The organism is Alteromonas sp. ABH4_454, from assembly GCF_056311775.1.
This window is the reverse complement of sequence record NZ_CM149972.1, coordinates 1,279,906-1,305,075: the sequence shown is the minus strand read 5'-3', so window position 1 is coordinate 1,305,075 and position 25,170 is coordinate 1,279,906. Positions and strand designations below refer to the sequence as shown.

Sequence of the window (25,170 nt, the reverse complement as noted above, 5' to 3'; positions counted from 1 at the left end):
TAAAAGTGAGATATATATCCCAATATTCGTAATAAATAGGATGGATATTTCGACTGAAGGTTTATTTTGACAGAAAATAGGATATTTATTTACACAAAATTAACAGTGTGAACAATAAAGTTTAAGAATGAGAACGATGCGCCTTTATCCACTAACGTGCATAAAGGCATAAGCTTAATCGTCTAGATCAATATCAATGTCACTGTTATCGCTTATATCTTCATCATCGTCAACTTCTTCTGCAGCCGGGCGCTTAGAGCCATAAATGCTTGCAGTTTTCGGTCTATTAATTCGCGCTTGGTATTTTAACCACGCTTTTTCCTGTGGTGTAGCGGGTTCACGGTGCCCAAGTGCCGACTCCAAATAAGCTTGCTCTTCGTCGTTTTCTGGTGTGATCTTTCCGTCAACTAAAGCGGCAAACAAACTTCCATGAGTTTGTAGAAGTTTGCTTTCATTAATTGAAAAATCACCAGAGCGTGCGAAGCCGTAGGGATAGTTCTTCTTATCTGCGAAGGGTTTTCTTGTGACTTGTTCTTTTGTGATTACAGACATCTTAACCTCTTTCATTGCGGCCCCTCGTGTTGCTTAAAAGGAGGGCTGCCACTTAAAAGTTGAATGAAATAGACTTCCGATATAGCGCCTTAATCGCTTACCAGTCTATTCTTAGATGTGTTTTTGAATGCTGTCAATTAGAAATAGGCATGTCGTAAAAACTTAATATTGCAACTGTGACTAGGCATAAAAAAAGGCCGCAAAAGCGACCTTCAAGTATCACGGCATCGTTTAGCGTTTTTCGCTTACCCAAACCGTAATAATACCATCTACGACCACGGTCCCTTGGGCGTTGTAAGCCTTAACAGAAATAGGTAAATCACCCGGCTTCCACGCATCAGCTGGTACTTCAGCGACACAACGAATGTCTGAATCGGCCTTTGCTGGATACTTTACTTCCATGCCTTTTGGGATCCATCTCAAGTTTTTAGGGATTGACGCTTCACACATAAAGCCCATGGCCATTTCTAACCCGTTGCAAATCGCAATAACGTGAACCGTACCAATGTGGTTTTCTACCCCTTTACGCTTTTTAATAAGCACTTCACAATAGTTAGGTTTAATGTCAGTAATAAGCGGGGAAACGGTAGAAAAGTAAGGCGCTCTGCGCGCTGAGTACCAGCTAAACAGTTTTTTGCCAAAGGGCAGCTTCATAAATTTGTTATATGTATTTAGTACGTAATTCTTTGACATAGTTGTTCACGCTCATTTTCTATAAAGTGCTATTGCAGAAAGCGGTGCCGACACTTCGGCTCTTATGCAATCCGTGCAATCTGGTTAGACCAGTAAATATAGCGTTAACATAATCGTTACGTTTAAAGGTTGCAAACGAATCTACGATTTTTCTATTAAATAATACCTAATGACTTCTGTAGCGCTTCAGTTTGCGAAGCGTAGCGTTTCCAGCGACCTATTGAGCGAGTATTTATTGGTTCTCTTACCTGAACCTTACTTGCTGTTGATACGGGAAGCTTGTTGTTTTCGACCTGTAGGCACTGCTCTTCCCAAGGCAAATTGCAAAATGCCAATAGCTCTTTTACTTCGGTATCCGGATGCTGAGCAAGTTGCTCGTATGATTGCAGGCGAATAGCATTCGGATATGTATCAGCAAATTTTCTCACCCACTTTTCGAAGCTTTGATACAGCTGTCCTATCACATCAAGGTCGTAAGCATAGGCGTAATAAGGGCTATGGATAGAAAACAACTGTCTAAAGTTACCCACGCAAGTATCCATAGGATCTCTTAGTAAGCACACTATTTTGGCGTTTGGTAGAGCCTGGCGTATTAGGTCTATATAGAAAAAGTTAAACGGCAGTTTGTCGACTAGGTGCTTTGAATTTTGTCGCAAGAATGAGGTGCGCTGAAGATAGCGTTCTCCAACCTTTCCTAAATCACTCTCATATGCCCGTTCAATGGTAGGCGTATCGAGCACCAGTTGACTACTAGTTTGAGTTACCTCTTTAACAGCAACGCCAAAATCTTGCAGTTCACCTCCAGAAGCAACTAACGAATGATGACTTAGAATGCGCTCAACCAGCGTTGTGCCACTGCGCGGCATACCGACAACAAAAATTGGCGCGTCGCTTTGTGAACCACGACTAGAAAAGGAATCGGAGTTTAACTGTGCCTGCAAATTACTATGAAGAGTGCTGAATATAGCCTGATAATCTTTCAGCGTGCTTTCGCTACGCGCCTTTTGGGGTGCTTTCGCGTGATTTAGCGCGTCGAAAGCACGCCTGTAATCACCTAAAGCTTCATACTCCTTGGAGAGCGCATGCCCTATATGAAGACGCGCATCAAAATTGTCCTTTACTCTTTCAACTAGGGGGTCAAGTCGTGCTAGATGATTATTTTCATCTGAAACACCGCCGAGATCAGACAAAGCAAAATGTGCCTGAAAAAAATGTGGTTCGCTGTCTATGGCTTTTTCAAAGTGTTTTCTAGCCAGCTCAAACTTCCCCGCAAACTTGCAGACTGACAGCATAGTTGTAGTGATATTGCGGATTCGCTGGCGCTAGCGTAAGTGCTTTTTCAAAATAAGCGATAGCCTTTTCATGTAGGCCGACTCGAGACAGTGAAACGCCAACCGTATCTAAGTCGAGGGCACGAGTTAGGCTATCTACTGGCGCACACGATACAAGCTCAAGCGCTTGCTGCATATCGCCTTTTAACGCAAAGCATTTCGCTAGATAGGCAAAGGTAATAGGACGGTTTTCTATTTCGTTAGACTTCGTTAACAAGGCGATAGCCTTTTCTATTTGGCCAATTTCAATATGAATAATGCCAAGTAAAAAATAGGCATGGGCATGCGGCCCGTATTGTTGGATCACTTCAACGCAACAGCGGTGTGCTTGCTTAAAATCTCGTTGTGTTAAGAACCTAACGGCATCATCTAAGCGAGTTTGGCTTGTATTCATTGTTTATCTGTATTTAAACCGTCATTAAACAAATAAGGCGCTTACACGTTAAGCGTAAGCGCCCCTATATTCTATCGTACAGCAGTAACTATACTACATGCCAAATTGATACTTAAACATCAACCCTACAGTACGCGGTGTTAACACATAGTGGCCATAATTTCGCTGTAACTCGGTACCGTTTGGTTCTAGGGTATCGTTAAATTGCCCAAGACCAATATCACCTACGTTACGACGTGTTGAAGTAAACGCATACTTATCAAATAAGTTGTCGATATATAGCGTTACCGACCAGTCTTCATCTGAAATAGTGGCGTTTAAATTACTTACAGCATAACCAGGTAGCGCCTCACCATCTTGACGAAGACCAACGGTGGTATACACATCGCTCTGCGCAGTGATACCGTAGTTTACGTTTAACATTTTATCGTCGAATACTTCTTGGCTATACGTAATACCGAACGAGAACTGATGTTCTGCAGTTCCTGGTAAACGATCACCATCTTTACCATCGTAAAAATCTTGAAGCTCTGTGCCTTGGTCATCGAACACGCCGAATAAGAAAGGTGCGTCTGCAGTTAACTCTGCTTGTGTGTAGGCATATGTTGCATAAGTCGTGATATTGTCGCCAATTATGCCTCGAACAGAGAATTCAGCGCCTTTCGACTCTGCACCTTCAGCGTTAACGATGATCGGCTGCTGGCCATTAATGGTGGCACCTGATACCTGAGGGTCCTGCCAGTCAACATAGAATAATGCTGTATTTAATTGGAGCTTATTTCTAAAGAAACTGGTTTTAACGCCTAGCTCGTAGTTAGTTGTAGTGTCAGCCTCATAGAGTTGCTCTTCAGGCGTAGCACAAACTATTTGGTTATTCAGATCGTCAACATTATCAGGACAAGCACCAACGCTATTCGCGCCACCAATTCTGAAGCCTTCGCTGATGGTCAAGTAACCCATAGTACTGTTCGTAAACTGATAGCTAGTGTTGAACTTAAATAACGTGCCGCTATCGTCAGCCTCTGTCTCACCATAATCAAGCACAATAGAATCAGACGCTCGGCTTTCAAATACAGAATTATAAAGCGGTAAATCTACTGCAGAACGCGAATAGACATCATATTGGTATGCGCGCAGACCTAATGTTACGTCCCAGTCTCTTGTTAACTCGTAAGTAAGTTCACCGAATAGTGCTTTTTCCGTCACTTCGCTTTCGTCTACTGAAAAGTATTCAAGGGAGTCTGGGCGATAGTTACCCTCTACGCCCCACACTTCGATAGCATAAACATCAAAGTTAGGCGTAAATTCCTTACTGCTGCCTTCACTGTCTAAATCGTAATAAAAACCACCTACTATCCAAGATAGAGGGCCGCCAGTTTGCGAAACTAGGCGAAGCTCTTGTGTAAAGACTTCGCGTTCTGATTCTTCTTCGGTGTAAGCAGAAAATGCTGGAAATTCTTCATAGCTATAGTCTAAGCGAATCAGCAGGTCTGTTTGATCACGCTGGCCATTAGCTTCAAAATTAGACAACCCTGTTGCAGACACTAATTCAGCAAAGCCCAGATCGGCATTCATTTCTAAGCTCAGAAGTTCGTCTTCTTTTTCGCGAGGCTCTTCATAGCGATACGCTGACTCATACTCACCAATAACTTCGCTCAAAGGATTTTCAGAGGAAAGTGAGTCGTAGTGGGTAATAGAACGGCCTTCAACGTCTTGCTTTTGATAGAAGTAAGTCAAAGTGCTGTCAAACCAATCGTTTGGCGCCCAGCGTACTGCAATACGGCCTGTTAGCGTATCTTCACCGTTAGCATCTTCAACCTGTTTTAAGTTGCTATTTACTTCTTCTTCGTTAGACCAGTCTGGATCAGGCAACGATACACCGCCTTCTCTTACTACATAGTTGTAGTCAAGGAAGCCAGGGTTATTGAAATAGTTTAGTGACGCACGTACCGCTAATTCGCCATCAATAATAGGTGCATTAAAGACAATACTGCTTTCTCCGCCTAGCGAGTCACTTTCGCTGATGTTGAATACATCACCTGTCACTTCACCAGACATAAACTCTAGGTCAACTTTCTTCGGAAGGTAGCGAATAGCGCCACCTAAAGTACCGGCTCCATAAAGCGTACCTTGCGGGCCAATAAGAACTTCAACTCGATCCACGTCAACAAGACGCATGTTTAGGAAAAGAGGAATGTCACCAAAATAAGTGGCTACCGTGCCCCCATTTGATCCGGGGCCTGATGAATTAGTATTTAGACCACGTACGATAATTGGAGAGTCGTTTCGCCCGCCCTGATCAGTCACAGTAAGACCAGGTACCCAACGGGCTACGCCGTCAAGATCTTCAATATTCTGTTGGTCTAAAACGTCTGACGTTAGCGCTGAGATATTAATAGGTACTTCTTGTAGCGTACCGCTTCTGCGCGTTGCGGTTACTTCTACTTTTTCGATTTGTTTTTCGTCTACTGCAACCGTTTGGGCGTATGCGCCTTGGCTTGAGCAAGCGGCTAACACGGCACCTGCTACAGCGGAAATATGGAAAGGAGCATTCTTAATATGCATGTTCTCTCTCTTTAAATGGACATTACTAAAAAGTCACTAGCCCATTCCATTGGAAAAACAGAGTCCTTCTGATTGAGTGTTTCTAGCGTGAATTGGGTAATTATGCGTACCGGTTCGGTCTTGATCGCCTTACTCTTATCTATCGTTACTATTCACTGAAAAGGGTCTAGAACCTATGGCTCAGCAGAATACGTGCCGGAATTTGCGCGCATTCTAATATAAAAACAGGTAAAAGCCAGATCAAAACAGGGTATTTATTCATATTAAGTGCAATTATTCTCAAAGAATGACACAAGAAGAGGCAGGCGCACTGTATAAGAACCCATAAGGAAATGGCTTTTTAATTTATATTTCAACTATTTATAGAATTTAATCTACAACCTAACCATGAACGCACCAATTTGATGCAAATACGGTAGAATTAATATCCAGAACCAGAGAATAATGTAATGTAAACGAGAAACGTAAAAGTCATTCGTTATTTAGTCGACGATTAATATAATCATTGAATCGACTGTTATCTCTACACTTTACTGTTCCCTGGACAACTATAGAGTCGGGTGAAGAAGGAAAATCGCGATCTTCAATCGTAATTCCCTTATTTTTACTGAGGGCGCTGAATAACTTTCCTTTTATTGAACTGCAATCAACGACTATTTCAATGCTTTTTAGAAAATCTTCGTTTTCAGTATTGAAGGAGCTAGAAAGCTTGGTGTTTCTTTTCACATTCGAGTGGGTTTTGTTTGAGGGTGATTGATTGGCGATGTCATGCAATCGTTGTGCGTTCAGACGATTGATATAATCTTGTGTGGCATCCCGAATTTTAAGCTTGGTTTCTTCTGTTCTTGCTTTAAATTGTGGTGAAGGTTCTTTAACCAAAAGTTTCTGTGGCTCTTTAGATTTGCCAACCACTTTGCTAGCGCTCGATACTTTCTCACCTTTTTTCGCTTTTTTAATGACAACGCTATGTTCTAGGTCGCTACCTTTCTCATTCACTGGTTCTGAATCAATTTCGGTCTTTTGAGGGGCAGTCGTTGGCCTTACTAATACTGCCTTTAACAATACGGGCGTAGAGTGTTTTTGGCTTACAGACTCGTTACCAGTGGTGAATGCCAACGCGAGTAACAGTGCCCCATTGATACCTAGAGAAAGTATAAACGCACGGAGTGCAGAAGCGTTTGGCAGGCTTATTTGAGTAAAACAGTTCCTCTCAAGCTCATACCTATCAATCCTTGGCTCTACCATTAATGCATCCATCCATAAAAGCACCTAATAGTTGAGCATTGCCAAAGCAGAAAGTTCAGATAGCTTTCGCTTACAAAGTAACTGCGATTATGGGATATGAATACTGAAGAAAAATTTGGAGCGGGAAACGAGATTCGAACTCGCGACCCCGACCTTGGCAAGGTCGTGCTCTACCAACTGAGCTATTCCCGCATAGAGTCGATGCCTGGCATCTTATAGGCAATCTAGAGAGCTAGATTAAAATTTGGAGCGGGAAACGAGATTCGAACTCGCGACCCCGACCTTGGCAAGGTCGTGCTCTACCAACTGAGCTATTCCCGCAACAAAAGAGGTACTTCGTTTGAAGTGGTGCGCATTTTACAAAAATTTTGGGGTAACGCAACCTTTAATTCTACTTTTTTTGCACCTCGATGTTCGAATGCTTAAATCGTAAACACTTTCTCTCGATAATAGCGCATTTCTTCAATAGACTCGCGAATATCATCTAAGGCTAAGTGTACGCCTTTCTTTTCAAAACCATTTAATATTTCAGGCTTCCAGCGGCGCGTTAGCTCTTTTATTGTACTTACATCAATATTTCTATAGTGGAAGTAGGCTTCAAGCTCGGGCATGTACTTAACCATGAAGCGTCTGTCTTGCCCAATGGTGTTTCCACACAGCGGCGATTTACCTGCATCTACCCACTGCTCTAAAAAGGCAATGGTTTGTGCAGACGCTTCTTCTACACTTATTTTACTTTCTCGGCAACGTGCAGTTAATCCGCTTTCTCCGTGAACGCGTGTGCACCACTCGTCCATATTATCTAACACGTCATCACTTTGATGTACTGCAATCACAGGGCCTTCTGCCAAAACATTAAGCTGTGCGTCGGTAACAATGGTCGCGATTTCCATTACTACACAGGTTTCAGGATCTAACCCTGTCATTTCCATGTCTATCCAAACAAGGTTACTGTCGTGTTTACTCATTACTTTCCTCTTTGCGCTACAGGCATGGCAACCATGCCCTACAAACGGTATTATTGACATAGTATACGTGAAACTAGAAAAGAATCGTGGCGAAAAAACCAAAACTTACACAACGACAGAAACGACAAGTTGCAGCTAACAGAAGCAAACGCTTGCGTGAAAAGCACGCCACTAAAGGCGCAGCCAACCTAGATGAAAGCACGTTAGAAAGTGGCACTGTGATTGGCCGTTTCGGTAAGCACGCTGACGTTGAAGATGCCAGTGGCGACGTATCCCGCTGTCACATTCGCCGAACAGTTGACTCTGTAGTGTGCGGAGACAAGGTGTTTTTCAGCAAAGGAGATGAAGCTGAGTCGGGTGTAAGGGGTGTTATTGAAATAGTAAAAGACAGGCATTCTGTACTTACACGCCCAGATTATTACGACGGCATTAAGCCCATTGCGGCAAATATCGACCGAATCATTGTGGTCAGCGCTATATTACCTACTCTTTCACTGAATATTATCGACCGCTATCTCGTAGCCTGTGAAGATATCGGCATTACGCCCCTGATTGTACTCAACAAAGTCGAGTTGCTTAGCGATGAAGAGCGCGAAAACGTTGCAGAGCAGCTTAAAACTTACGAAAAACTGGGCTACGAAGTACTGTTCACTAGCTGTAAAACTGGCGAAGGGATCAACACACTCAATAAATACCTTAACGATAATATCAGCGTTTTCGTAGGACAGTCGGGCGTTGGTAAATCGAGCCTTATTAACCAAGTTTTGCCAGACGCGGATGAGTTAACGGGTGACATTTCAGATAACTCAGGACTGGGGCAACACACAACCACAGCGGCTAAACTGCTTCATTTACCGGCTGGGGGGGATTTAATTGATTCTCCAGGGGTACGTGAATTTGGCCTGTGGCATATTCCTACCGAGAGAATTACATGGGGTTTTATTGAGTTCAGAGATTATTTGGGCGGCTGCAAATTCAGAGACTGCAAGCACTTAAATGACCCCGGCTGCATATTAAAAGAAGCTGTAGAAGAAGGAAAAATTAGCGCTGAACGCTTCGATAGCTACCATAGAATTTTGACGACTATGGAAGAGCAGCGTCCTAGCCATAGTCAGCCACCTGGGGCATAACAAATGCTCTAGGGTTTTGACGTTGCTGAAACGCCGAACCTGCAGAAGCGTCTGAATAGCACCTCACTTATTACTGACATTGAATTTACTAACATTGAGCTTACTGGCATTGAGTAGCGAGGCTAAACCAGTAAAGAAAATGTTGCAGTGTGAACCATATGCTTATGCTTTTGTGTAAGCACTCATAACCCTAAAGTTACTCTTACTACCACAACTTACTATACAATAACGCTATCTATGCAATGCGTTATTGCTTGCATAAAAGAAACGGAGATATTTTGTGTTAGATTGGCTTAAAGTTAATTTACAATACGTTACACCCAAGCATCTGCTTTCACGCCTTGTGGGCAAACTTGCAGAAGCGGAAATGGGTAGCGTGACCACCTTTTTCATCAAGCTGTTTATCAAACAATACAATGTTGATATGACTGAAGCGCTGCATGAAAAGCCCGAGCATTACCGAAGCTTCAATAAGTTCTTCACGCGTCCTCTAAAACCTGAAGCACGTACGATTGATGAAAACGATGACGTACTTATCCATGCCGTTGACGGTACGGTAAGTCAGTTTGGCGATATTCATAGCGACAGTATCTTTCAAGCCAAAGGTCACGACTTTAGCTTAACTACGTTGTTAGGTGGAAAACCTGAAGTAGCAGCACCATTTAAAAATGGTAAATTTGCTACTATTTACCTAGCTCCTCGCGATTATCACAGAATTCATATGCCAGTTGAGGGCACCCTAACTGACATGCTGTATGTGCCTGGCGAATTGTTTTCGGTAAATCCGCTTACGGCACAAAATATACCTGGGCTATTTGCACGTAACGAACGTGTTGTGGCGCTGTTTGACACTCCTGTGGGCCGAATGGCAATGGTTCTTGTTGGCGCAACGATTGTGGCCAGTATCGAAACCGTTTGGGCTGGCACTGTTACGCCACCTGCAGGTAAAAACGTTCAGCACTGGTCATATGAAAAAGACACAGAAACGTCAGTTTTCCTTGAAAAAGGTGACGAACTTGGCCGATTCAAACTGGGCTCTACCATTGTGGTATGTTTTGAAAAAGACATGATCAACTTTGAAGATATTGCCCCAGGTATGGTTACTCGCCTAGGTGAACCTATGGCTTCAAAACTATCTTCACAAGAGATAGTTTCCCAAGACCTTGCTTCGTCTGAGCCTGAGCAAAGTAGCGATGAGTTCGATGACGATGCAGGTGAGACAAAAAAAGAAACACCATCTGAGGGCGCTGACAGCTAGTTTATGGATGCTGTTAAAAAAAGCCTGATTTCGCTTCATCTCACGGTCATTTTGTTAGGTGGTACAGCCCTTTTCTCTCGGCTTGTACCACTTAGTGCCAGTGACATTACCTTGGTGCGTTCAGTATTTGCTTGCATCGCCCTGCTGGCATTTTTGAAACTGGCCGGAAATAAAATAAAGCTAAATTCCAGAAAAGATTATGGCGTCGCTCTTGGTCTAGGGCTTTTAATGGCGCTACATTGGGTTACTTACTTTGCCGCAATGCAATATGCTGGCGTATCTGTGGGCATGATTGCGCTGTTTACCTTTCCTGTCATTACAGTGCTTATTGAGCCTTTTTTCGAACGAGTTAGGCTGGTGTGGCAGGACATTGTATCTACGTTAACGGTAGTTATTGGTGTTTATTTAATTGTGCCTGAAACGTCGTTGGAAAATGACGTTACCCTTGGGGTACTTATCGGTATTGCATCTGCCATATTGTATTCGTTTAGAAACCTTATTCACCGTAAGCATTTTAAGCACTACAGCGGTGCGCAAGCTATGGCATGGCAAACTTTGGTTATCAGTGTATTAATGCTGCCAATAGGCAGTGCGGAAATAGCCTCGGCGTCAACGAGCTCTTGGCTAATGCTGTTGCTTTTAGGCACAGTATTTACCGCGCTTCCCCATGCTTTAATTGCGGCGAGTCTGCGCCACTTGCGGGCAAAGACATTTTCACTTATTGCCTGCATGCAGCCACTTTACGGTGTCTTTCTTGCCATAATTTTGCTTAATGAAAAGCCCGGTTTAAGCGCATTGCTAGGCGGCATTCTTATAACGTCGGCGTCAGTCTATGAAACGCTTAACACCCATAAGTTACACAGCGCGAACGATAAGTAACATTCGCGCTGAAATTTAAGGAAGGAATGTCGATGCTAATTTTTGCCCACCGAGGCGCCAGTAAAGCCGCCCCAGAAAATACACTAAAAGCGTTTAAATTGGCCTTCGAGCAAGATGCCGACGGCATTGAGTTTGATACTTATCAACACGAAAGCGGCATTATTGTTTTTCACGATAGAACCCTTACACGTAGAGCCCGCGAGACAGGTTATTTGTTAGATACGCCGTGGCAATCCCTCAAACAAATGGACATTGGCGATGGAGAACGCATACCTTCACTTTCCGAGACCTTGGCATGTGTTCCAAATGATAAGTGGTGCAACATTGAAATTAAGCACTTGCATGACGTAGATAGCTGGGTAAAAGATGTTAGAGCGGCGGTGCAGCAAAGCGGCGTTAGTGTTAATAAGCTACTTATCTCTTCGTTCAATCACCATTGGCTTAAAGCGATTGCACACCTGTGGCCCGAAGTAAAATTTGGCGCTTTAACCGCAAGCTATGAACTAGACTGCACGGCAAGCGCAAGGGCCCTTAGTGCTTACTCGGTAAATATTGCGCTAGACGCGGTTAATAAGCAGTTCGTACAAACTGCGCTGCAGGAAGGCTTTGATGTATTCGTTTATACAGTGGACGAACCCAGAGATATGCTAATGCTTAAAGAGTGGGGGGTAACCGGCATATTTACTAATGTGCCTGATGTTGCGCTTAAAGTGTTATCAAATTAAATAACAGTTTTTCAATACGTAAAGTGTGTAGAACACACATCTTATGTACACTCATTAGATAAAAAAACGAGCCATTGGCTCGTTTCTTAAAACTCTGTTTTACTGGCTACTTAAACTCAGTAGATAGGTGGTCTGAAAACACTGTATTTTTGCAGCACTTACACTGTCGACACAGGCGCATATTGATCCAGTGACCCGCTACAATTAATCCTGCCCCTACCGCAATAGTAAATGGCTCGTAATGATGCCCAAAAATATCTTTATGCCAGTAAATTGCGCCACCAGTAAACAGTAGTGCCAGCGGGTAATATTTGCCGTGGTAGCGAATGGCACCGCTAATCAAGGCTACCGCCCCAACAATCAGTGAGAACGTCAAAATAGTTCTTTCAAACCATACTTGGGCAAAAAAGCTAGAACCGATAAGCGGTAACAGAGGCACCAAAACAGGTAGCGCAAGGCAATGCAGCGCACACAAGCTCGACACCCAGATGCCAAGTTTGTCTAGTTTTGTTGGATTCTCGTCAATTGGAGTCATTACTCTAATTACCACCGTGCTTGAAAATGTATACGCGAATTATTCGCCAGAGACGTTATATTATAACAGACTCACGAAAATGAGAAACGTTCCCACATTAAATTTTGATCTTATTGAGATGAAAATAGACTAATTAAGTAAGAAAAAAGGCGAGGATTTTACTCGTTAGGCGCCGTAGTCGAGCGTTCCGTAACCTCTTTAGATTCAGTATTCTCTTTGAATTCAGTTATCTCTTTATATGAGGAACTCTGCACAAACCCTCTGCTAACGAACCTATCCTGTTCACTTATTTCTGAGCCGGTTTTGTTTTCATCTACCCGAGTGAGTTGAGCAGTCTGGTTCCATTCTTTACCAAACTGTTTAGCCACTTTAGGTGCGTGTGAAAAATAGTCGGCTACGGAAGTAAGGGTAAAACCTTCTTTTTCAAGTGAGGGTAAATGGGTTTTCAAGAACTCGACCGTTTCAGGATGAGGGTGACCAATCACCACAACATGCCCATTCTTTTCAGCGATGCGTTTCATTTGATTAAACTGTTTCAACAAGAACGAAGGCTCTAGTTTATGGTCCAGAAATACCTGCCTGCTTGCGCTAGGCACACCCAAACGTTGCGCAATTTCTTCACCTTTAGTTAGCACAGTAGTTCTGCTATCTACAAAGAAGAGACCTTGGCGCTTTACCTCTTTTAACAGCGCTTCCATTCCTTCTTGCTGACCGGTAAAGGCACTGCCCATGTGGTTGTTTACACCTACTGCGTTTGGCACACTTTTCATCGCTTTGCGCAGATTATAAGTAATAGCCCCGGCAAACATATCCGTGGTTAACCCCAGCGGTCCCATGTTTTTACCATTTTGGGCTTGCATAGGCATATGAAGCATAACCGCCCTGCCCTCTTGCTCAGCACGGTGCGCAATTTCAGTTGCCAATGGGGTTTGTGGAAGTATAGAAAACGTAATTTCTTTAGGGAGGGCAAAAGCAGCGACGTCGGACGGCCTGTATCCCAGGTCATCTAATATTATTAATATGTCTGACTTTGCGTTTACTTTAGGGCTAATTAGCCCGCATAAAACAAAGATTATACAAGGCAGTAGCAGACGCAAAAGCATCTAGTTCACATCCGTTTTTCATCATTATTATTAAGCGCACTGTGTGAATGAATTCACTTTAAGGTTAAGCATACCAACAACAAGCGCACTTTCAACAAAACTAGGAGTTTTATTACTGTCTTATTACAGGTAAGTCATAAACAGCTTTTGTAAAGGGAAGTAAATATTGCGTAAATCTAGCGCTACACACTAAAAATATCAGAGAGAGGTCGATACTTTATGGTAAACAACTACTCATCATTTAAGGCTTCACTATGATTTCAGGTATTAATGACTCTTCGACAGCTCAACAACTAAGACCAAGTTCTCCACCACCGCCACCAAAAGGGCAGCAAACATCACTTACTGACGAGCAAACGCAGACTTTGCAATCCATTTTAGAGCAATATGACGCTGATTCACTAACCAGTGAAGACGCAACATCTATTGTTGAACAATTGAAAAGCGAAGGCATCGAGCCTGGAAAAGCATTAGAAAGTGCACTTAGCAGTGCGGGTTTTGACGCAAAACAAATCGGCGAACTCGCTGGTTTAGGTGAAGGTAAACCTAAACGTCCACTGCCCGATACAGCAACATTTGAAGTTACTGCCTAAATTTTATCGTGACTTTAACGGTTTAATCCAGCCAAGCTTTCGGGTTTAGCGCCTTGCCTTTGTGGCGAATTTCAAAGTAAAGATTAGGATATTCCTGACCACCGCTTCGACCCACAAGAGCAATGCGTTCCCCTTGCCGAACCTCATCACCCGACTGTTTCAGCAATGCTTGATTGTGTCCATAGACACTCATATAACCCTCGCCATGGTCGATGATGGCAACCAAACCAAAACCACGCAGCCAGTCGGCATACAATACTCGTCCGGGCGCAATGCTGTTAACTGGGTCGCCCTCAGCACCATCAATTACAATACCTTTCCAAGAAATCTGCCCTTGGCGGCGACTACCAAACAAATGACGTATTTTGCCTTTCACAGGTGCGGGAAGTTTACCCTTTTGCTTAGCAAGTCCATTCATGCTGAACTCAGCGGCACGCGCGGCCCGCTCTGCTGCAATGCGGGCTGCCTCTATAGCACCTTTTAGCGCTTTCTCATCGGCCTGCAAAGACGCAATTCGCTGGTTTTCTGAAGCAATGGTTTTATTTATCTTCTTTAGCGTAGCTTTGCGGTCGGCTTGCCGGGTGATAAGCACTGCCCGCTGCCCTTCCTGCTCCTCTTTAAGCGCGACTAGCGACAATGCTTTTTCACTGAGTTCGGCGGTAACGTCTTCAAGTCTTGCAACATTACTTCTAAAACTTTCGATTTCTTTTTGGCGCGCTTTCGCCACGTATTGATAGTAGGTAATAACACGCTCAAAAGTACGCGCATCATCTTGATAAAAAAGCATCTTAGCGTAGTCGTAGTGACCAGCCATGAAGGCACTTTTGAGTTGACTTGCCAGTAAAGATTGCTGTTTGCGAATAGCAACTTTCAATGCATCTTGCTCTTCTTTTAGCGTAGCTTCTTCTTGCTTAACGCTTTTAAGCGTTTGTTCAGTGGTAGATAACGCTTTTGCTACTTTCGCTATATCTAGCTCTGACGCCTTTAGCACAGCTTTTAGCTCTTCTGCGCTGGCTTTATTGTTTTCGAGCACTTGCTGCCTCGCACGCAGTTCGGCCTGCAGCTTTGCTAACTTTTCTCTTTGCGCACTAGCTTCGCTGTCTTGGGCTAACGCATCACTTCCAATTGGCATAACAGCCAGAGCTACTATGCATCCGATAACTGAAAGAAATGAACGTGCTGACATAACGTGCGCTTAAAACCTCTACTTTTGCAATGGTGATAACTGCCTGACCAGCTGTATTTCACCACCACTATTAATAACAACATCCAGTGTATCTGACGGCTTCCCATATGCCCAGTGCAATTTATCCGTAATATCAATCATCTAAAGTATTTAAGATCAAAGCATGGTGAAAGTCTCTTAGCTAACTGAAAGGTAAGCTGGTTTCTCGCCCATTTTTCTATATACTTTGCACTCTTTTCATGGTCTGTAGACAGGGTTAGAGGTAATGGATCAACTAATAGAATTTGCTAGCAACAATATTATTCTTGCTGGTATTTGGGTTGCGCTGATTGCCATGTTGATATTTAGCTATATCAGTACATGGACATCTTCGGTAAAAGAATTAAGCACACACGAAGCAACGCTTTTAATTAATAAAGATGATGCGATAGTGTTAGACACACGACCTGCAAAAGAGTTTAAAGCTGGCCACATTTTAGGAGCCAGACAAATTAAACCTGAAGAAGTGCGTGAGAAAAACTTCAAGAAACTTGAAAACAGCAAAGACAAACCCATTATCGTAGTATGCGCTATGGGTAATCAGGCTCGTGGTACAGCAAATGCGATGCTAAAAGACGGCTTCGCGAATGTGAATGTATTAAAAGGCGGAATGAACGCGTGGCAAAGTGCCAGCCTTCCCGTTTCTAAATAACAGGTAACCTTTATGAGCAAAGTAGAACTTTACACCAAGGGGCATTGCCCTTACTGCCACCGTGCAAAAGCACTGTTAACGCAAAAAGGTGTAGAATTTATCGAATACCCAATAGACGTTAAGCCTGAACTACGTGACGAAATGATTGAACGCGCAAATGGCGGCTGGACTGTCCCACAAATTTTCATTGACGATCAGCACGTTGGTGGCTGTGACGATATGATGGCTTTGGAAGCACAAAGCAAACTAAACCCAATGCTGGGTTTAGCGTAAGCGTCAGCGCATACGGCAACGCACTACATTAAATTAAAACGACAATTAAATAGGAAATACCATGGCTGACGAAAATCAGACAAACCCAGGTGAAGCAGCAGGCGCACAAGCGCAACAAGGTGCTCAGTTCAATATTCAGCGTATCTACACAAAAGATATTTCTTTTGAATCGCCAAACGCACCGGCTATTTTCACTAAAGAGTGGAAGCCAGAAATTAAACTAGACATCGACACTAGTACTAACAAGCTAGAAGAAAATACGTTTGAAGTTGTACTTTCAGTTACCGTTACTGCAACGCTAGGTGAAGAAACAGCCTTCCTTTGTGAAGTTCAACAGGCAGGTATTTTTGCTATCGGCGAAATGCCAGATCAAAACAAAGCGCATACACTAGGCTCGTTCTGCCCGAACATGCTTTTCCCATATGCGCGTGAGACTATTTCTAACTTGGTTAACCGTGGTACCTTCCCTCCACTTAACCTTGCACCTGTTAACTTTGACGCTATCTTTGCGGCTTATGTGCAAAAACGTGCACAACAAGCGCAAGGCGAAGCGCCTAAAATGGACGCCTAATTAGGTGACCATGGAGCAGGTGAACATGAAGTCGAACTTGGTTTCTGAGTCGGTTTCAGTTTCAGTATTGGGGGCGGGGTCGTATGGCACCGCCCTTGCTTTTTGTCTTGCCAGAAATGGTAACCCAACACTGCTTTGGGGTCGTGATGAAAAGCACATTGCTGAAATGGGAGCGAACCGAGAAAACAGCCGATATCTTCCTGGCGCAACTTTTCCCGATTCACTTATTGTAAATGCCAACTTAGAAGAAGTGGTTGCTGCAAGCCGAGACATCTTGGTAGTGGTTCCTAGTCACGCATTTGCCGCTATGCTTCAAAGCTTGAAGCCATTGCTTAAACCGCATCAACGAATCATTTGGGCGACTAAAGGGCTTGAACCTAAGACTGGGCGCTTGCTTCGCGATGTGGCGGAAGAAATTCTAGGGACAGATTACCCCTTAGCAGTTTTATCCGGGCCTACTTTCGCTAAAGAAATGGTAGAGGGATTACCTACTGCAATTTCATTGTCTTCTACCGACGATACCTTAAGTGACGAGTTTGCAGCAAAGCTTCATTGCGCAAAGTCTTTTCGGGTATACAAAAACTCAGATTTTACTGGTGTGCAGTTGGGTGGCGCAGTTAAAAACGTTATCGCTATAGGCGCGGGCTTAGCAGATGGTCTAGGCTTTGGCGCAAACGCGCGTACGGCCCTTATTACCCGAGGCTTGGCAGAGCTTACCCGTTTGGGCGTAAAGCTAGGTGCCAATCCAGAGACGTTCATGGGTATGGCAGGCCTTGGCGATTTAGTATTAACCTGTACTGACAATCAGTCGCGCAATCGTCGCTTTGGTTTGGCGTTAGGCCAAGGCAAAAGTGTAGATGTGGCCATCGAAGAAATTGGTCAGGTTGTTGAAGGTTACCGCAATACAGAAGAAGTGCATGTATTATCTAAAAAGGTGGGTGTAGAAATGCCTATTTGCGAACAGATATATGCTGTACTTTACCATGGTAAATCACCGAAGGAAGCGGCCTTAGCCCTGCTTGGGCGAGATTTGAAAAACGAAGCGTAATTTCTCATTACGCTTCGCTTTAATTCCTGCTAACGACCTTACCATTCAGACCCAATTATTAACGCCCTTCCCTTACTACGATAACTTTCTTGTTGCCTTGGTAGCTGTGTTGGTTGCGCTTATAACGTTTAGCTTTTTTCGCGTTTTTATAGGGTGAATCTACAACCACATAGCGGTTTCCATGTTTGCGGTAGTAGTGGTTGTTCGCAACGTAATAGCGGTGGTTGTCAACAACCTCAACCCTATGTGCGCTTGGTAACACGTTAACGAATACCCCAATCTCAGGCACGCTAATAACTACGTCAACCAAAGAACGGACGGGCTGCGAGATAACAGTTACTGTTTTACTGCCGCCTCTTTTACCATGAGAGTGATGGCCTGAGTGCGCGCTAGCCTGCCCGGCCACTAGTAAACAAACGCCAGTAATGATACTCAGTGTTATGCGTTTCATAATGCTACTCCTAACTCATTTGTGTATATTCAATGGCTATACTAATGAGTGAAGCTGAACGAAAACTGACTCTGGCGCGCTTTACACTGTCTTTACATTAGGCATAAAAAAGCCCTTGTTACAGGGCGTTTTTAACATGTGTATTTTCGGGCAGCTTTGGCCTACCTTCTACTATCGGGCACCTTCGTAGCCAAACTGGCGCCAGCTTTCATATACAAAGACAGATACGGCATTAGATAGGTTCATGCTGCGACTGTCTGGCAACATAGGAATACGAACGCGCTGCTCTGGAGGTAATGATTGAATATACTCGTCCGGTAAGCCGCGAGTTTCAGGGCCAAATATGAGTGCATCGCCTTTTTGATACGATACGTCACTATGAAACGCTTTACCTTTTGTTGTACAAGCGAATACTCGCTTCGGTTTTGCATCTTCAAGGTAGGCTTCTAAGTTTGCATGGCGCTTAACGTGAGCAAATTCATGATAATCTAAACCTGCACGTCGTACTCGCTTGTCGTCCCACTCAAAACCTAAAGGCTCGATTAAATGTAGTGTGAACCCACTGTTTGCGCATAGACGGATAATATTTCCCGTATTTGGCGGAATTTCTGGCTGATAAAGTACGACATCAAGCATGTTTTTAAACGACCTTCACTGTTAATAACCGACGTATTCTACAACGAAACACGGAAATTCATCACCTACTCTGCGATCAAGAAGTCTAGAATTGTCGAAAGAGAGCGCTCGCGAATGTCGTCTGACTCGGTGAATAATTCATGATAAGCCCTTGGTATAATTTCGAGCTCAGCATTTGGCATTAGGTGTGCCACCCGCCGTTGGCGCTTATTATCTATTATGGCGTCATCGTCTGCGCTTAAAACTAGTGAAGGGGTAGTGATTGCCCCCGCACTAGTTTCAATCCTATTCATGGCCTGATGGGCTGCGGCCAACCACTCAGTCGTTACGCCCCCAAGCTGGATATCTTGCTCTTCATCATAAAGCTCACGAAACAATGCGTAGCGGGATTTGCTATGGGTAAGCTTATTCAAAGAAAAAGGAAACGCGATATACGGGGTTTGCCCAAAAAAGTAGCCTGCATCAGCTTTTTTCATTCTATTAACCGCAAGACCAGTGCGAATTAAACCGTTCGCCAACCAATTGGGCAATGAAGGTTTAATACCGAACATGGGGGAAGCCAAAACGGCTTTAGAAAACAAGTTGGGCAAACGCAACAGCGTAAGCGCGCCAATAGCGCCGCCCATCGAATGACAAACCAACAACAGAGGACCTTGTTGCATAGGCTTAACGATAGACTCAACGAAGGCAACGAAATCGTCTACATAGTCATCGAAATGCGCAACATAGCCGTGTTGGGGATCCCGTGTCATTCTGTCTGAGAGGCCTTGCCCTCGGTGATCAAGAATAAAAACCGCAAAGCCATTTTGATAGAGGTCGTAAATAAATTCTTTGTATTTTAAATAAGACTCTATACGCCCAGAACAGATAACAATGGTTGCTCGCGGCGATTCAGGAATACAGTAGGCGTAACGCACCTTTATATCATCTTTGCCGGTGAAGTGGTTTTCAGTAACACTTTCCTGCCAAAACGGGTTGATGTGAGTGGCAAAGGTGCTGGCTAAATTCTCTTCCGACGTGAACGTCCAGTTCATAAATACCCTATAACGGTCAATTTGCGCTCGTTGTGAAGCTACATACTACTGTCAAAGTATAGGTTACTACTTCGGGAATGACAGAGTGACTCGCAGCCCACCGCGCTCAACAGGTTCAGCGATAATGCGCCCATGATGCAACTCAACCGCCGCTTTTGCAATGGATAAACCTAGCCCAACACCTCCTGACTCTCGCTCTCTGGCAAGCGTAGCGCGGTAAAAAGGTGAAAATATACGTTCGCAATCCTCTGCAGTCAGTCCCCTACCGTCATCGGTAATATGAATGCACCATTGCTTCGCATCTTCGCTAAAAGAAACATGTGTTAAAAACTCGCTATGTCGTATAGCATTGCGCAGAACATTCTCAACCGCGCGACATAGCATCATACTGTCGATAACTACACGCTTTGTGGGAATATCATCAATTTTAAGCTGCTTGTTTTTATTTGCCGCCTCAAAATTCGCATCGGTAAAGACATCGTTGAGCACTAGCGATAGTAATTGCTCTTCCATTGTCGCTTCGCCAGCTTCAGCACGGCTTAGTGTAAGCAACTGACTTACCAGCGCTTCCATGCGATCAGCCTCTCGCTCGACCCGAGATAGCGTTTCAGGATCTACGTTTTGTTGATGGGCAAGACCAAGCGCCATTTGCAAACGCGCGAGCGGTGAGCGCAGTTCGTGAGAAACGTCGGCTAACAAGCGCTTTTGCGATCCCCACATGGACTCCAATTGCTCAGCCATTTTATTAAAGTCGCGCGAAAGCTGTCCTAGCTCGTCCTGACGCTTAGCTGCTCTGCCTACTCGCGCCTGCCAATCGCCATTTGCTATGCGTTTCGCTGAGCTTTGGATTCGCAATATGGGGTTAGTTAGTGATTTCGCAAACAACCAACTCAACAAGATGGTGGTGATCAATGCGATACTAAGAAACAGTAAGACAGGAGGCGTTTGTTTTTCAGGCATTTCCAATCTTACTGAAAAAAGCGCAAATCGAGTGCCGTTGCGCTCAAAGAAAACTGGGCCCAAGATTTTAAACGCCCCTCGCTTAACCGCTATGGGTGATGTTTGACTCACTAAGCGGAGCAAATCTTCTCGATCCTCATTACGAAGCGGTGGGCCTCCACCTGAAATGACGCGATTATCACTAATATCGACAGCCACCATTCGACCTCTCCCTCCCCGAGAATGGTGGTCTAGCGCACCGCGTAATGGCGCATCTTGAAAACGGTCGTTTTGAATGCGCTCCACCACTTGATTAAGGGCAGATACTTCACGTGGCTTTATTGGCACGATTTCAAGATCTTCAAAGAAAAGGCGGCTGCCCCAAATAGCCAACAGTGCGGTAACGAGGAATGTTGCCCAAAACCAAAGAAACAATCGGCCCATAATGGCCCGGGTTGGGCTTATACTGCGTAACAGGTTTACCATTAGTGGCTTCCAACAAGTAACATATACCCTACACCACGGATGGTTTTAATTTTTTCATCTCTGGCCACTACACCGATTTTCTTGCGCAAGTTACTCACGTGCATATCGATACTTCTATCAAAAGCCTGAAGTGGCTTACCTAGTATCTTTAAGCTTATCTCTTCTTTCGTAACACGTTGAGCAGCATTGAGCATTAACAGTCGCAGAATTAAAAATTCCGTTGTTGTAAGCGTTAGTTCGACATCATCCACTTTCGCCAGCTGACTGCTAGGGCTTAAAAAGATCCCGTTGACAAATAAATCTTGTTCAACAGCTCCGCCCGTTGATGACAAATTATGACGGCGAACAATAGCTTTTATTCGCGCAACGAGCTCCCTGTGATTAAAGGGCTTAGGTAGATAGTCATCAGCCCCCATTTCGAGGCCCAAAATGCGGTCGTAGTCATCGCCTCTCGCGGTAAGCATAAGCACAGGGGTACTGTGACTTGCTCGAAGCTTTTTTAATACGTCAAACCCATCCATTTTAGGCATCATCACATCAAGCAATATCAGGTCGTAATGACGCCCAGAGATCGCTTCGGATAACCCCTCTTCGCCATCGTTGCGCACTTGCACCTGATAACCCATACCTGATAGGTAGGTGGAAAGCATTTCTGTCAGCTCTAGGTCATCATCAATAACGAGGATAGACTGCAAGTGAAAATCTGTACTCATGGTATTAAACTCTTTAACTGCTAGATTCATGAAAATGCCTGTAAATTAGATAAAACTCAACCTACGCTTTCGGGGTGCTTCGCCTTAAGCTTACAAACAACACTGACAAAACGCGTACTATATCTTTTCAGACCTTTACAATCACAAATCGGTCTTACCTTTACATAAGCTTTACACTGCGTTGACTGCATTTTTAGACGCGCACGCTAGAGTTAGCATGTCCGAAAAAAAGGAGACGACAATGAAAAAGTTATTAATTGCTAGTGTAACAGTAGCAGCAATTGGCTTAGGTGGCCTCGCACTTGCGCATCCTGCCGGGCCTGGAATGCGTCACCACGAACCGGTAAAAGAAATTGTTAAACATCTTCGCGGCATCAGCTTAAGTGACGCGCAGCGCGAAGAAATAAAAACACTCGTAAGCGCATTTAAAGACGCTAACCCTCGACCTGAATTTGGTGATATTGAAAAACCTAACTTAGATTTTGCTACCGCCACTGAAGCCCAGATCAGCGCTTTTATCCAAACCCAGATTGAAGAGCGCGAAGCAACGCATTTTGCTTTTGCTCAACTACGCCACGACATCTACAAGGTGCTGAATGAAGAACAGCAAGCAATTCTGTTAGCTCGAGACGCTAAAAGAGAAGTAGATAGACAGAAACATCATGATACTTTCAAAAAACAAGAAGCACGCTTTGCCAAACGAATGGATGGTGAGGGTCAAGGTCCTAAACCCAAGCCTAGGGAGTTTTTGTTCGAAGGCATTGAATTAACCGACGCACAAATAGCAAGCCTTGCTGAGCTTCGCGAGTCGTTCAAAGAGACATCGAAAACAAATAGAGAGACGCTACGCAATTTTAAAGACGCCCAGCGAGATTTAATTCGAAGCCAGTCTTTCTCTGAAGAGGCTTGGGACGCGCTTATCGCTCAATACAAAGATAGCCTTGTTAATGCCGGCGTGGAAAAAGCTAGACAGCATCAGGCCATGTTTCAAGTCCTAACATCAGAGCAGCAAGCGCAACTAGCAGCTCTGCGCGAAGAAGAACGTAAGCTACACGAGCTATTTAAGCTTTAACGCTTAGCTTTTTTAACCTTTTTACCCACCGTAAAAAGTGCTGGCTTCGGCCAGCCTTTTTTATGGCTGAGCCTCAGACAACTTTTGTGTTACGGATAAGGTCAGTGGCGTCACAAAATCACCAAGATGTACGCTATCACTCCCTCGCTCAGCCTTAAGCAAGCTAACCTCGTCAGCCACTTCAAATACTTCTAAAGTAAGGGTATTACTCGAAAATAAACCCGATTTTCTTGATAACCCTAGGGTGGGTAACGCGCGTTGCTTTACGAGTGAAAATTTATCTCCTGCCGTCAAACCGCTATTTTTACCTAGGTCGATTGCAATATAGTCAGGCGATATATCTATAACTTGCGCATAGGTTGTTTCGCACTGTAATGCCCCATGAATATCGGTAATGGCAGCGTGTATAGTGTTTAGCACCATTCGACCAAAATCACTTCGCCACAAAAGGCTATTGTTACTATCTATAGAATCGTGTTGAGAGAACGGCCAGTCCGCTTCACTGTGATAGCTATCGTTGAAAATAACTTTTGCTTTAAACGTATCGAGTACGTAAACCTGAACAGTAAAGTTTCTGCGAAGTGCTGTACTATCGCTTTCAAATACCGACGTTGCTTGTGACACTTGTTCAAAAAGCGAAATGTCTTTAACAAACCCAAATACCACAAATTGCTGACCATACTCATTTCGAAGGTACGTGGACATCGCCGTCAAATCGACATCAGAGAGACTAGACGTTAGCCAAGTATTTACGTTAATGAGGGAAACGGGAATTTGGCTAACACTATTGCCGTTATAAAGCCCATTGAGCTGCTGTGTAAAACGTTGAGATACATGACTACCAAATGAATAAAGCATACCGGTAGCAGCTTGCTGCGGTGAAGTTAGAGAAAATTCAGTTACTAGTATCCGATGGGCTAATCCATTATTAGTACAGTTAAACAGAGGCGTAATATTAACGTTCACCACTACAGTAAGCAGGTCGTCTTTAAGTGTTTCACTTATAATTTCTACACGCTGTATTCTTCCCTGAGAGCGAATTTCTGCCTTACTAGAAAGCAGTAAACCATCTACCATAATATCTTGCGCTGATATCGTGCTGCCACTATGAAAAGCCGCATCTGCGATAGCGTTTTGTATGGCACTGGTTCTTATATCGCTTAACTCTGCCCCTGCGAGGGCTACAGTAGATTCGCCTTGTACCCATTGAGCACAAGCTAACTTAGTCACCATTAGAAAAGAGAATAAAACTAACCCAGTAAGCGTTTTACGTAATCGGCTCTTGTACATGTAATTCTCGTCACTAACCAAAAATTGAAAACAGTTTACCGATTACCGTAGGCTGCTGATTTTCCTGTAGATCACCTGTACCGCTGTATTCAATTAATGCGTTACCGACTTTAGATGACAATACTGTGTTGCTTTCATCAACGTCCTTTTTGCGTACTTCTCCGGAAAAACGAATGTATTCTTTTCCCCTGTTCATGGTTATCCACTTTTCTCCGGTAACAAGTAAATTTCCAGCAGGGGTTATACCGGTTACGTATACAGTAATGCTGCCACTCATAGAATTTGATTGTTTGGTTTGAGCTGAGCTAGCAAATTCGCTGTCTTGCTCATGCTCTACTTCAACATCGTCGCCTTCAACACGAATACCACCTAGTTTCAATGTGACGGGCGCCAAATCGAACGAAGTATTTTTGTCGGTATTAAAATCAAGAGACTTCTCTGATTGGGTCTGCTCATCGAGCTTAACCAATATCATATCCCCTACTTTAAAGTTCGCATGGCGCTCATAAAGCCCTATTGATTGCTCAGGGTTAAATAAAGAACCGGTAGGCACATGTAAAGTGGGTGTGGGCTGCGCTCTGGGTGGTGAATAGCGCGGATGACCAGGTTTCGGTTCGTCTTCTATTTGGCTAACTGCCCGTTGCGACACATTGGGGTTAGTAGGGCTATTTTGAACAACCTGCTCTTCTTCAGTAATTGTTTGGGCGCAACCCCCAAGTGTAAAGATTGCGATAAGTGTGTGTATATGGCATCGAACTTTCATGACATTGCTCAGTATTATTTTTTATGCAGTGTGTAATTTAAGTGCC

27 protein-coding genes and 2 tRNA genes are annotated in these 25,170 nt (G+C 44.0%); 10 read left to right on the top strand and 19 right to left on the bottom strand.

Features of this window, described 5'->3' with window-relative positions:
* Nucleotides 1-174 precede the first annotated feature (174 nt).
* The 9 genes from ACYX4W_RS05735 to orn all read right to left on the bottom strand — a co-directional run bounded on the left by ACYX4W_RS05735 (nucleotide 175) and on the right by orn (nucleotide 7,748).
* Complete coding sequence (locus ACYX4W_RS05735) at nucleotides 175-567, bottom strand: MaoP family protein (RefSeq protein WP_474809012.1); 393 nt, start codon at nucleotides 565-567, stop codon at nucleotides 175-177.
* A gap of 216 nt (nucleotides 568-783) precedes the next feature.
* On the bottom strand, nucleotides 784-1,245 hold the full coding sequence (locus ACYX4W_RS05730; protein WP_476074941.1) for a hotdog fold domain-containing protein: 462 nt from the start codon (nucleotides 1,243-1,245) through the stop codon (nucleotides 784-786).
* 155 nt (nucleotides 1,246-1,400) lie between these two features.
* Nucleotides 1,401-2,435 (bottom strand): sulfotransferase family protein, encoded by a 1,035-nt coding sequence (locus ACYX4W_RS05725; protein ID WP_476074940.1) that lies wholly within the window; start codon nucleotides 2,433-2,435, stop codon nucleotides 1,401-1,403.
* Between the two features lie 67 nt (nucleotides 2,436-2,502).
* Nucleotides 2,503-2,970, bottom strand: coding sequence for a tetratricopeptide repeat protein (locus ACYX4W_RS05720; protein WP_476074939.1), 468 nt, complete (start codon nucleotides 2,968-2,970; stop codon nucleotides 2,503-2,505).
* Between the two features lie 93 nt (nucleotides 2,971-3,063).
* Entirely contained in the window at nucleotides 3,064-5,535 is a 2,472-nt protein-coding gene (locus tag ACYX4W_RS05715) for a TonB-dependent receptor (protein WP_474809016.1), read from the bottom strand.
* 471 nt (nucleotides 5,536-6,006) lie between these two features.
* Nucleotides 6,007-6,792, bottom strand: a complete 786-nt coding sequence (locus tag ACYX4W_RS05710) for a hypothetical protein (RefSeq protein ID WP_476074938.1) — start codon at nucleotides 6,790-6,792, stop codon at nucleotides 6,007-6,009.
* 104 nt (nucleotides 6,793-6,896) lie between these two features.
* Nucleotides 6,897-6,972, bottom strand: a tRNA-Gly gene (locus tag ACYX4W_RS05705).
* Between the two features lie 53 nt (nucleotides 6,973-7,025).
* Nucleotides 7,026-7,101 (bottom strand) — tRNA-Gly (locus tag ACYX4W_RS05700).
* 101 nt (nucleotides 7,102-7,202) lie between these two features.
* Nucleotides 7,203-7,748, bottom strand: coding sequence for an oligoribonuclease (gene orn / locus ACYX4W_RS05695; protein WP_474809020.1), 546 nt, complete (start codon nucleotides 7,746-7,748; stop codon nucleotides 7,203-7,205).
* 86 nt (nucleotides 7,749-7,834) lie between these two features.
* Here orn and rsgA point away from each other — a divergent pair, with 86 nt between their 5' ends.
* The 4 genes from rsgA to ACYX4W_RS05675 all read left to right on the top strand — a co-directional run bounded on the left by rsgA (nucleotide 7,835) and on the right by ACYX4W_RS05675 (nucleotide 11,740).
* On the top strand, nucleotides 7,835-8,878 hold the full coding sequence (gene rsgA / locus ACYX4W_RS05690) for a small ribosomal subunit biogenesis GTPase RsgA (RefSeq protein WP_474809022.1): 1,044 nt from the start codon (nucleotides 7,835-7,837) through the stop codon (nucleotides 8,876-8,878).
* A gap of 280 nt (nucleotides 8,879-9,158) precedes the next feature.
* Nucleotides 9,159-10,136, top strand: a complete 978-nt coding sequence (gene asd / locus ACYX4W_RS05685) for an archaetidylserine decarboxylase (RefSeq protein ID WP_474809023.1) — start codon at nucleotides 9,159-9,161, stop codon at nucleotides 10,134-10,136.
* 3 nt (nucleotides 10,137-10,139) lie between these two features.
* The gene (locus tag ACYX4W_RS05680) at nucleotides 10,140-11,015 is read left to right on the top strand and encodes a DMT family transporter (RefSeq protein WP_269918211.1); all 876 of its coding nucleotides are present in this window, start codon (nucleotides 10,140-10,142) and stop codon (nucleotides 11,013-11,015) included.
* Nucleotides 11,016-11,047: 32 nt separating this feature from the next.
* Nucleotides 11,048-11,740 carry a glycerophosphodiester phosphodiesterase gene (locus ACYX4W_RS05675; RefSeq protein WP_474809024.1) on the top strand — a complete coding sequence of 231 codons (693 nt, stop codon included), beginning with the start codon at nucleotides 11,048-11,050 and terminating at the stop codon, nucleotides 11,738-11,740.
* A gap of 106 nt (nucleotides 11,741-11,846) precedes the next feature.
* Here ACYX4W_RS05675 and ACYX4W_RS05670 read toward each other — a convergent pair whose 3' ends face one another.
* Together ACYX4W_RS05670 and ACYX4W_RS05665 are read right to left on the bottom strand one after the other, a co-directional pair.
* The gene (locus ACYX4W_RS05670; protein WP_474809026.1) at nucleotides 11,847-12,275 is read right to left on the bottom strand and encodes a MerC domain-containing protein; all 429 of its coding nucleotides are present in this window, start codon (nucleotides 12,273-12,275) and stop codon (nucleotides 11,847-11,849) included.
* 158 nt (nucleotides 12,276-12,433) lie between these two features.
* Nucleotides 12,434-13,378, bottom strand: coding sequence for a divergent polysaccharide deacetylase family protein (locus ACYX4W_RS05665; protein WP_474809028.1), 945 nt, complete (start codon nucleotides 13,376-13,378; stop codon nucleotides 12,434-12,436).
* A 254-nt stretch (nucleotides 13,379-13,632) separates the two neighbouring features.
* On the opposite strand from ACYX4W_RS05665, the gene ACYX4W_RS05660 reads away from it, so the two are divergent.
* Nucleotides 13,633-13,971 carry a hypothetical protein gene (locus tag ACYX4W_RS05660; protein ID WP_474809030.1) on the top strand — a complete coding sequence of 113 codons (339 nt, stop codon included), beginning with the start codon at nucleotides 13,633-13,635 and terminating at the stop codon, nucleotides 13,969-13,971.
* Between the two features lie 22 nt (nucleotides 13,972-13,993).
* On the opposite strand, the gene ACYX4W_RS05655 is transcribed toward ACYX4W_RS05660, so the two are convergent.
* Nucleotides 13,994-15,157 carry a murein hydrolase activator EnvC family protein gene (locus ACYX4W_RS05655; RefSeq protein WP_474809032.1) on the bottom strand — a complete coding sequence of 388 codons (1,164 nt, stop codon included), beginning with the start codon at nucleotides 15,155-15,157 and terminating at the stop codon, nucleotides 13,994-13,996.
* A 265-nt stretch (nucleotides 15,158-15,422) separates the two neighbouring features.
* Here ACYX4W_RS05655 and ACYX4W_RS05650 point away from each other — a divergent pair, with 265 nt between their 5' ends.
* From ACYX4W_RS05650 to gpsA, 4 genes are all read left to right on the top strand, one after another.
* On the top strand, nucleotides 15,423-15,848 hold the full coding sequence (locus ACYX4W_RS05650) for a rhodanese-like domain-containing protein (protein ID WP_179982192.1): 426 nt from the start codon (nucleotides 15,423-15,425) through the stop codon (nucleotides 15,846-15,848).
* 12 nt (nucleotides 15,849-15,860) lie between these two features.
* Nucleotides 15,861-16,121, top strand: a complete 261-nt coding sequence (gene grxC / locus ACYX4W_RS05645; protein ID WP_014948069.1) for a glutaredoxin 3 — start codon at nucleotides 15,861-15,863, stop codon at nucleotides 16,119-16,121.
* A gap of 61 nt (nucleotides 16,122-16,182) precedes the next feature.
* Nucleotides 16,183-16,692: a protein-export chaperone SecB gene (gene secB, locus ACYX4W_RS05640; RefSeq protein WP_269918203.1), complete on the top strand. Its 510-nt coding sequence runs from the start codon at nucleotides 16,183-16,185 to the stop codon at nucleotides 16,690-16,692.
* 10 nt (nucleotides 16,693-16,702) lie between these two features.
* Nucleotides 16,703-17,740, top strand: coding sequence for an NAD(P)H-dependent glycerol-3-phosphate dehydrogenase (gene gpsA, locus ACYX4W_RS05635; protein ID WP_474809034.1), 1,038 nt, complete (start codon nucleotides 16,703-16,705; stop codon nucleotides 17,738-17,740).
* A gap of 58 nt (nucleotides 17,741-17,798) precedes the next feature.
* Here gpsA and ACYX4W_RS05630 read toward each other — a convergent pair whose 3' ends face one another.
* From ACYX4W_RS05630 to ACYX4W_RS05610, 5 genes are all read right to left on the bottom strand, one after another.
* Nucleotides 17,799-18,191 (bottom strand): NAD(FAD)-dependent dehydrogenase, encoded by a 393-nt coding sequence (locus ACYX4W_RS05630; RefSeq protein WP_474809036.1) that lies wholly within the window; start codon nucleotides 18,189-18,191, stop codon nucleotides 17,799-17,801.
* Nucleotides 18,192-18,362: 171 nt separating this feature from the next.
* Entirely contained in the window at nucleotides 18,363-18,827 is a 465-nt protein-coding gene (gene trmL / locus ACYX4W_RS05625) for a tRNA (uridine(34)/cytosine(34)/5-carboxymethylaminomethyluridine(34)-2'-O)-methyltransferase TrmL (protein ID WP_474809038.1), read from the bottom strand.
* A 65-nt stretch (nucleotides 18,828-18,892) separates the two neighbouring features.
* Nucleotides 18,893-19,861 (bottom strand): alpha/beta fold hydrolase, encoded by a 969-nt coding sequence (locus ACYX4W_RS05620; RefSeq protein ID WP_474809040.1) that lies wholly within the window; start codon nucleotides 19,859-19,861, stop codon nucleotides 18,893-18,895.
* 66 nt (nucleotides 19,862-19,927) lie between these two features.
* Nucleotides 19,928-21,286 (bottom strand): ATP-binding protein, encoded by a 1,359-nt coding sequence (locus tag ACYX4W_RS05615; protein WP_474809041.1) that lies wholly within the window; start codon nucleotides 21,284-21,286, stop codon nucleotides 19,928-19,930.
* Nucleotides 21,286-22,029 (bottom strand): response regulator, encoded by a 744-nt coding sequence (locus ACYX4W_RS05610; protein ID WP_474809042.1) that lies wholly within the window; start codon nucleotides 22,027-22,029, stop codon nucleotides 21,286-21,288. Before ACYX4W_RS05610 ends, ACYX4W_RS05615 begins: the two co-directional genes overlap by 1 nt.
* A gap of 211 nt (nucleotides 22,030-22,240) precedes the next feature.
* Here ACYX4W_RS05610 and ACYX4W_RS05605 point away from each other — a divergent pair, with 211 nt between their 5' ends.
* On the top strand, nucleotides 22,241-23,071 hold the full coding sequence (locus tag ACYX4W_RS05605) for a Spy/CpxP family protein refolding chaperone (RefSeq protein ID WP_474809043.1): 831 nt from the start codon (nucleotides 22,241-22,243) through the stop codon (nucleotides 23,069-23,071).
* Between the two features lie 60 nt (nucleotides 23,072-23,131).
* On the opposite strand, the gene ACYX4W_RS05600 is transcribed toward ACYX4W_RS05605, so the two are convergent.
* Both ACYX4W_RS05600 and ACYX4W_RS05595 read right to left on the bottom strand, forming a co-directional pair.
* Nucleotides 23,132-24,361 (bottom strand): flagellar assembly protein T N-terminal domain-containing protein, encoded by a 1,230-nt coding sequence (locus tag ACYX4W_RS05600; RefSeq protein ID WP_474809045.1) that lies wholly within the window; start codon nucleotides 24,359-24,361, stop codon nucleotides 23,132-23,134.
* Nucleotides 24,362-24,374: 13 nt separating this feature from the next.
* Nucleotides 24,375-25,124, bottom strand: coding sequence for a flagellar basal body L-ring protein FlgH (locus ACYX4W_RS05595; RefSeq protein ID WP_474809047.1), 750 nt, complete (start codon nucleotides 25,122-25,124; stop codon nucleotides 24,375-24,377).
* Nucleotides 25,125-25,170 lie beyond the last annotated feature (46 nt).

Coding starts and splice junctions, on each gene's coding strand:
- ACYX4W_RS05620 (WP_474809040.1), bottom strand. CDS start 19,861: ATGAACTGGACGTTCACGTCGGAAGAGAATTTAGCCAGCACCTTTGCC.
- ACYX4W_RS05665 (WP_474809028.1), bottom strand. CDS start 13,378: ATGCTTTTGCGTCTGCTACTGCCTTGTATAATCTTTGTTTTATGCGGG.
- orn (WP_474809020.1), bottom strand. CDS start 7,748: ATGAGTAAACACGACAGTAACCTTGTTTGGATAGACATGGAAATGACA.
- ACYX4W_RS05615 (WP_474809041.1), bottom strand. CDS start 21,286: ATGGTAAACCTGTTACGCAGTATAAGCCCAACCCGGGCCATTATGGGC.
- grxC (WP_014948069.1), top strand. CDS start 15,861: ATGAGCAAAGTAGAACTTTACACCAAGGGGCATTGCCCTTACTGCCAC.
- ACYX4W_RS05710 (WP_476074938.1), bottom strand. CDS start 6,792: ATGGATGCATTAATGGTAGAGCCAAGGATTGATAGGTATGAGCTTGAG.
- ACYX4W_RS05600 (WP_474809045.1), bottom strand. CDS start 24,361: ATGTACAAGAGCCGATTACGTAAAACGCTTACTGGGTTAGTTTTATTC.
- ACYX4W_RS05650 (WP_179982192.1), top strand. CDS start 15,423: ATGGATCAACTAATAGAATTTGCTAGCAACAATATTATTCTTGCTGGT.
- ACYX4W_RS05670 (WP_474809026.1), bottom strand. CDS start 12,275: ATGACTCCAATTGACGAGAATCCAACAAAACTAGACAAACTTGGCATC.
- gpsA (WP_474809034.1), top strand. CDS start 16,703: ATGGAGCAGGTGAACATGAAGTCGAACTTGGTTTCTGAGTCGGTTTCA.
- ACYX4W_RS05715 (WP_474809016.1), bottom strand. CDS start 5,535: ATGCATATTAAGAATGCTCCTTTCCATATTTCCGCTGTAGCAGGTGCC.
- ACYX4W_RS05655 (WP_474809032.1), bottom strand. CDS start 15,157: ATGTCAGCACGTTCATTTCTTTCAGTTATCGGATGCATAGTAGCTCTG.
- ACYX4W_RS05595 (WP_474809047.1), bottom strand. CDS start 25,124: ATGAAAGTTCGATGCCATATACACACACTTATCGCAATCTTTACACTT.
- ACYX4W_RS05660 (WP_474809030.1), top strand. CDS start 13,633: ATGATTTCAGGTATTAATGACTCTTCGACAGCTCAACAACTAAGACCA.
- ACYX4W_RS05675 (WP_474809024.1), top strand. CDS start 11,048: ATGCTAATTTTTGCCCACCGAGGCGCCAGTAAAGCCGCCCCAGAAAAT.
- ACYX4W_RS05720 (WP_476074939.1), bottom strand. CDS start 2,970: ATGAATACAAGCCAAACTCGCTTAGATGATGCCGTTAGGTTCTTAACA.
- ACYX4W_RS05730 (WP_476074941.1), bottom strand. CDS start 1,245: ATGTCAAAGAATTACGTACTAAATACATATAACAAATTTATGAAGCTG.
- ACYX4W_RS05735 (WP_474809012.1), bottom strand. CDS start 567: ATGAAAGAGGTTAAGATGTCTGTAATCACAAAAGAACAAGTCACAAGA.
- secB (WP_269918203.1), top strand. CDS start 16,183: ATGGCTGACGAAAATCAGACAAACCCAGGTGAAGCAGCAGGCGCACAA.
- ACYX4W_RS05680 (WP_269918211.1), top strand. CDS start 10,140: ATGGATGCTGTTAAAAAAAGCCTGATTTCGCTTCATCTCACGGTCATT.
- ACYX4W_RS05610 (WP_474809042.1), bottom strand. CDS start 22,029: ATGAATCTAGCAGTTAAAGAGTTTAATACCATGAGTACAGATTTTCAC.
- ACYX4W_RS05630 (WP_474809036.1), bottom strand. CDS start 18,191: ATGAAACGCATAACACTGAGTATCATTACTGGCGTTTGTTTACTAGTG.
- trmL (WP_474809038.1), bottom strand. CDS start 18,827: ATGCTTGATGTCGTACTTTATCAGCCAGAAATTCCGCCAAATACGGGA.
- ACYX4W_RS05605 (WP_474809043.1), top strand. CDS start 22,241: ATGAAAAAGTTATTAATTGCTAGTGTAACAGTAGCAGCAATTGGCTTA.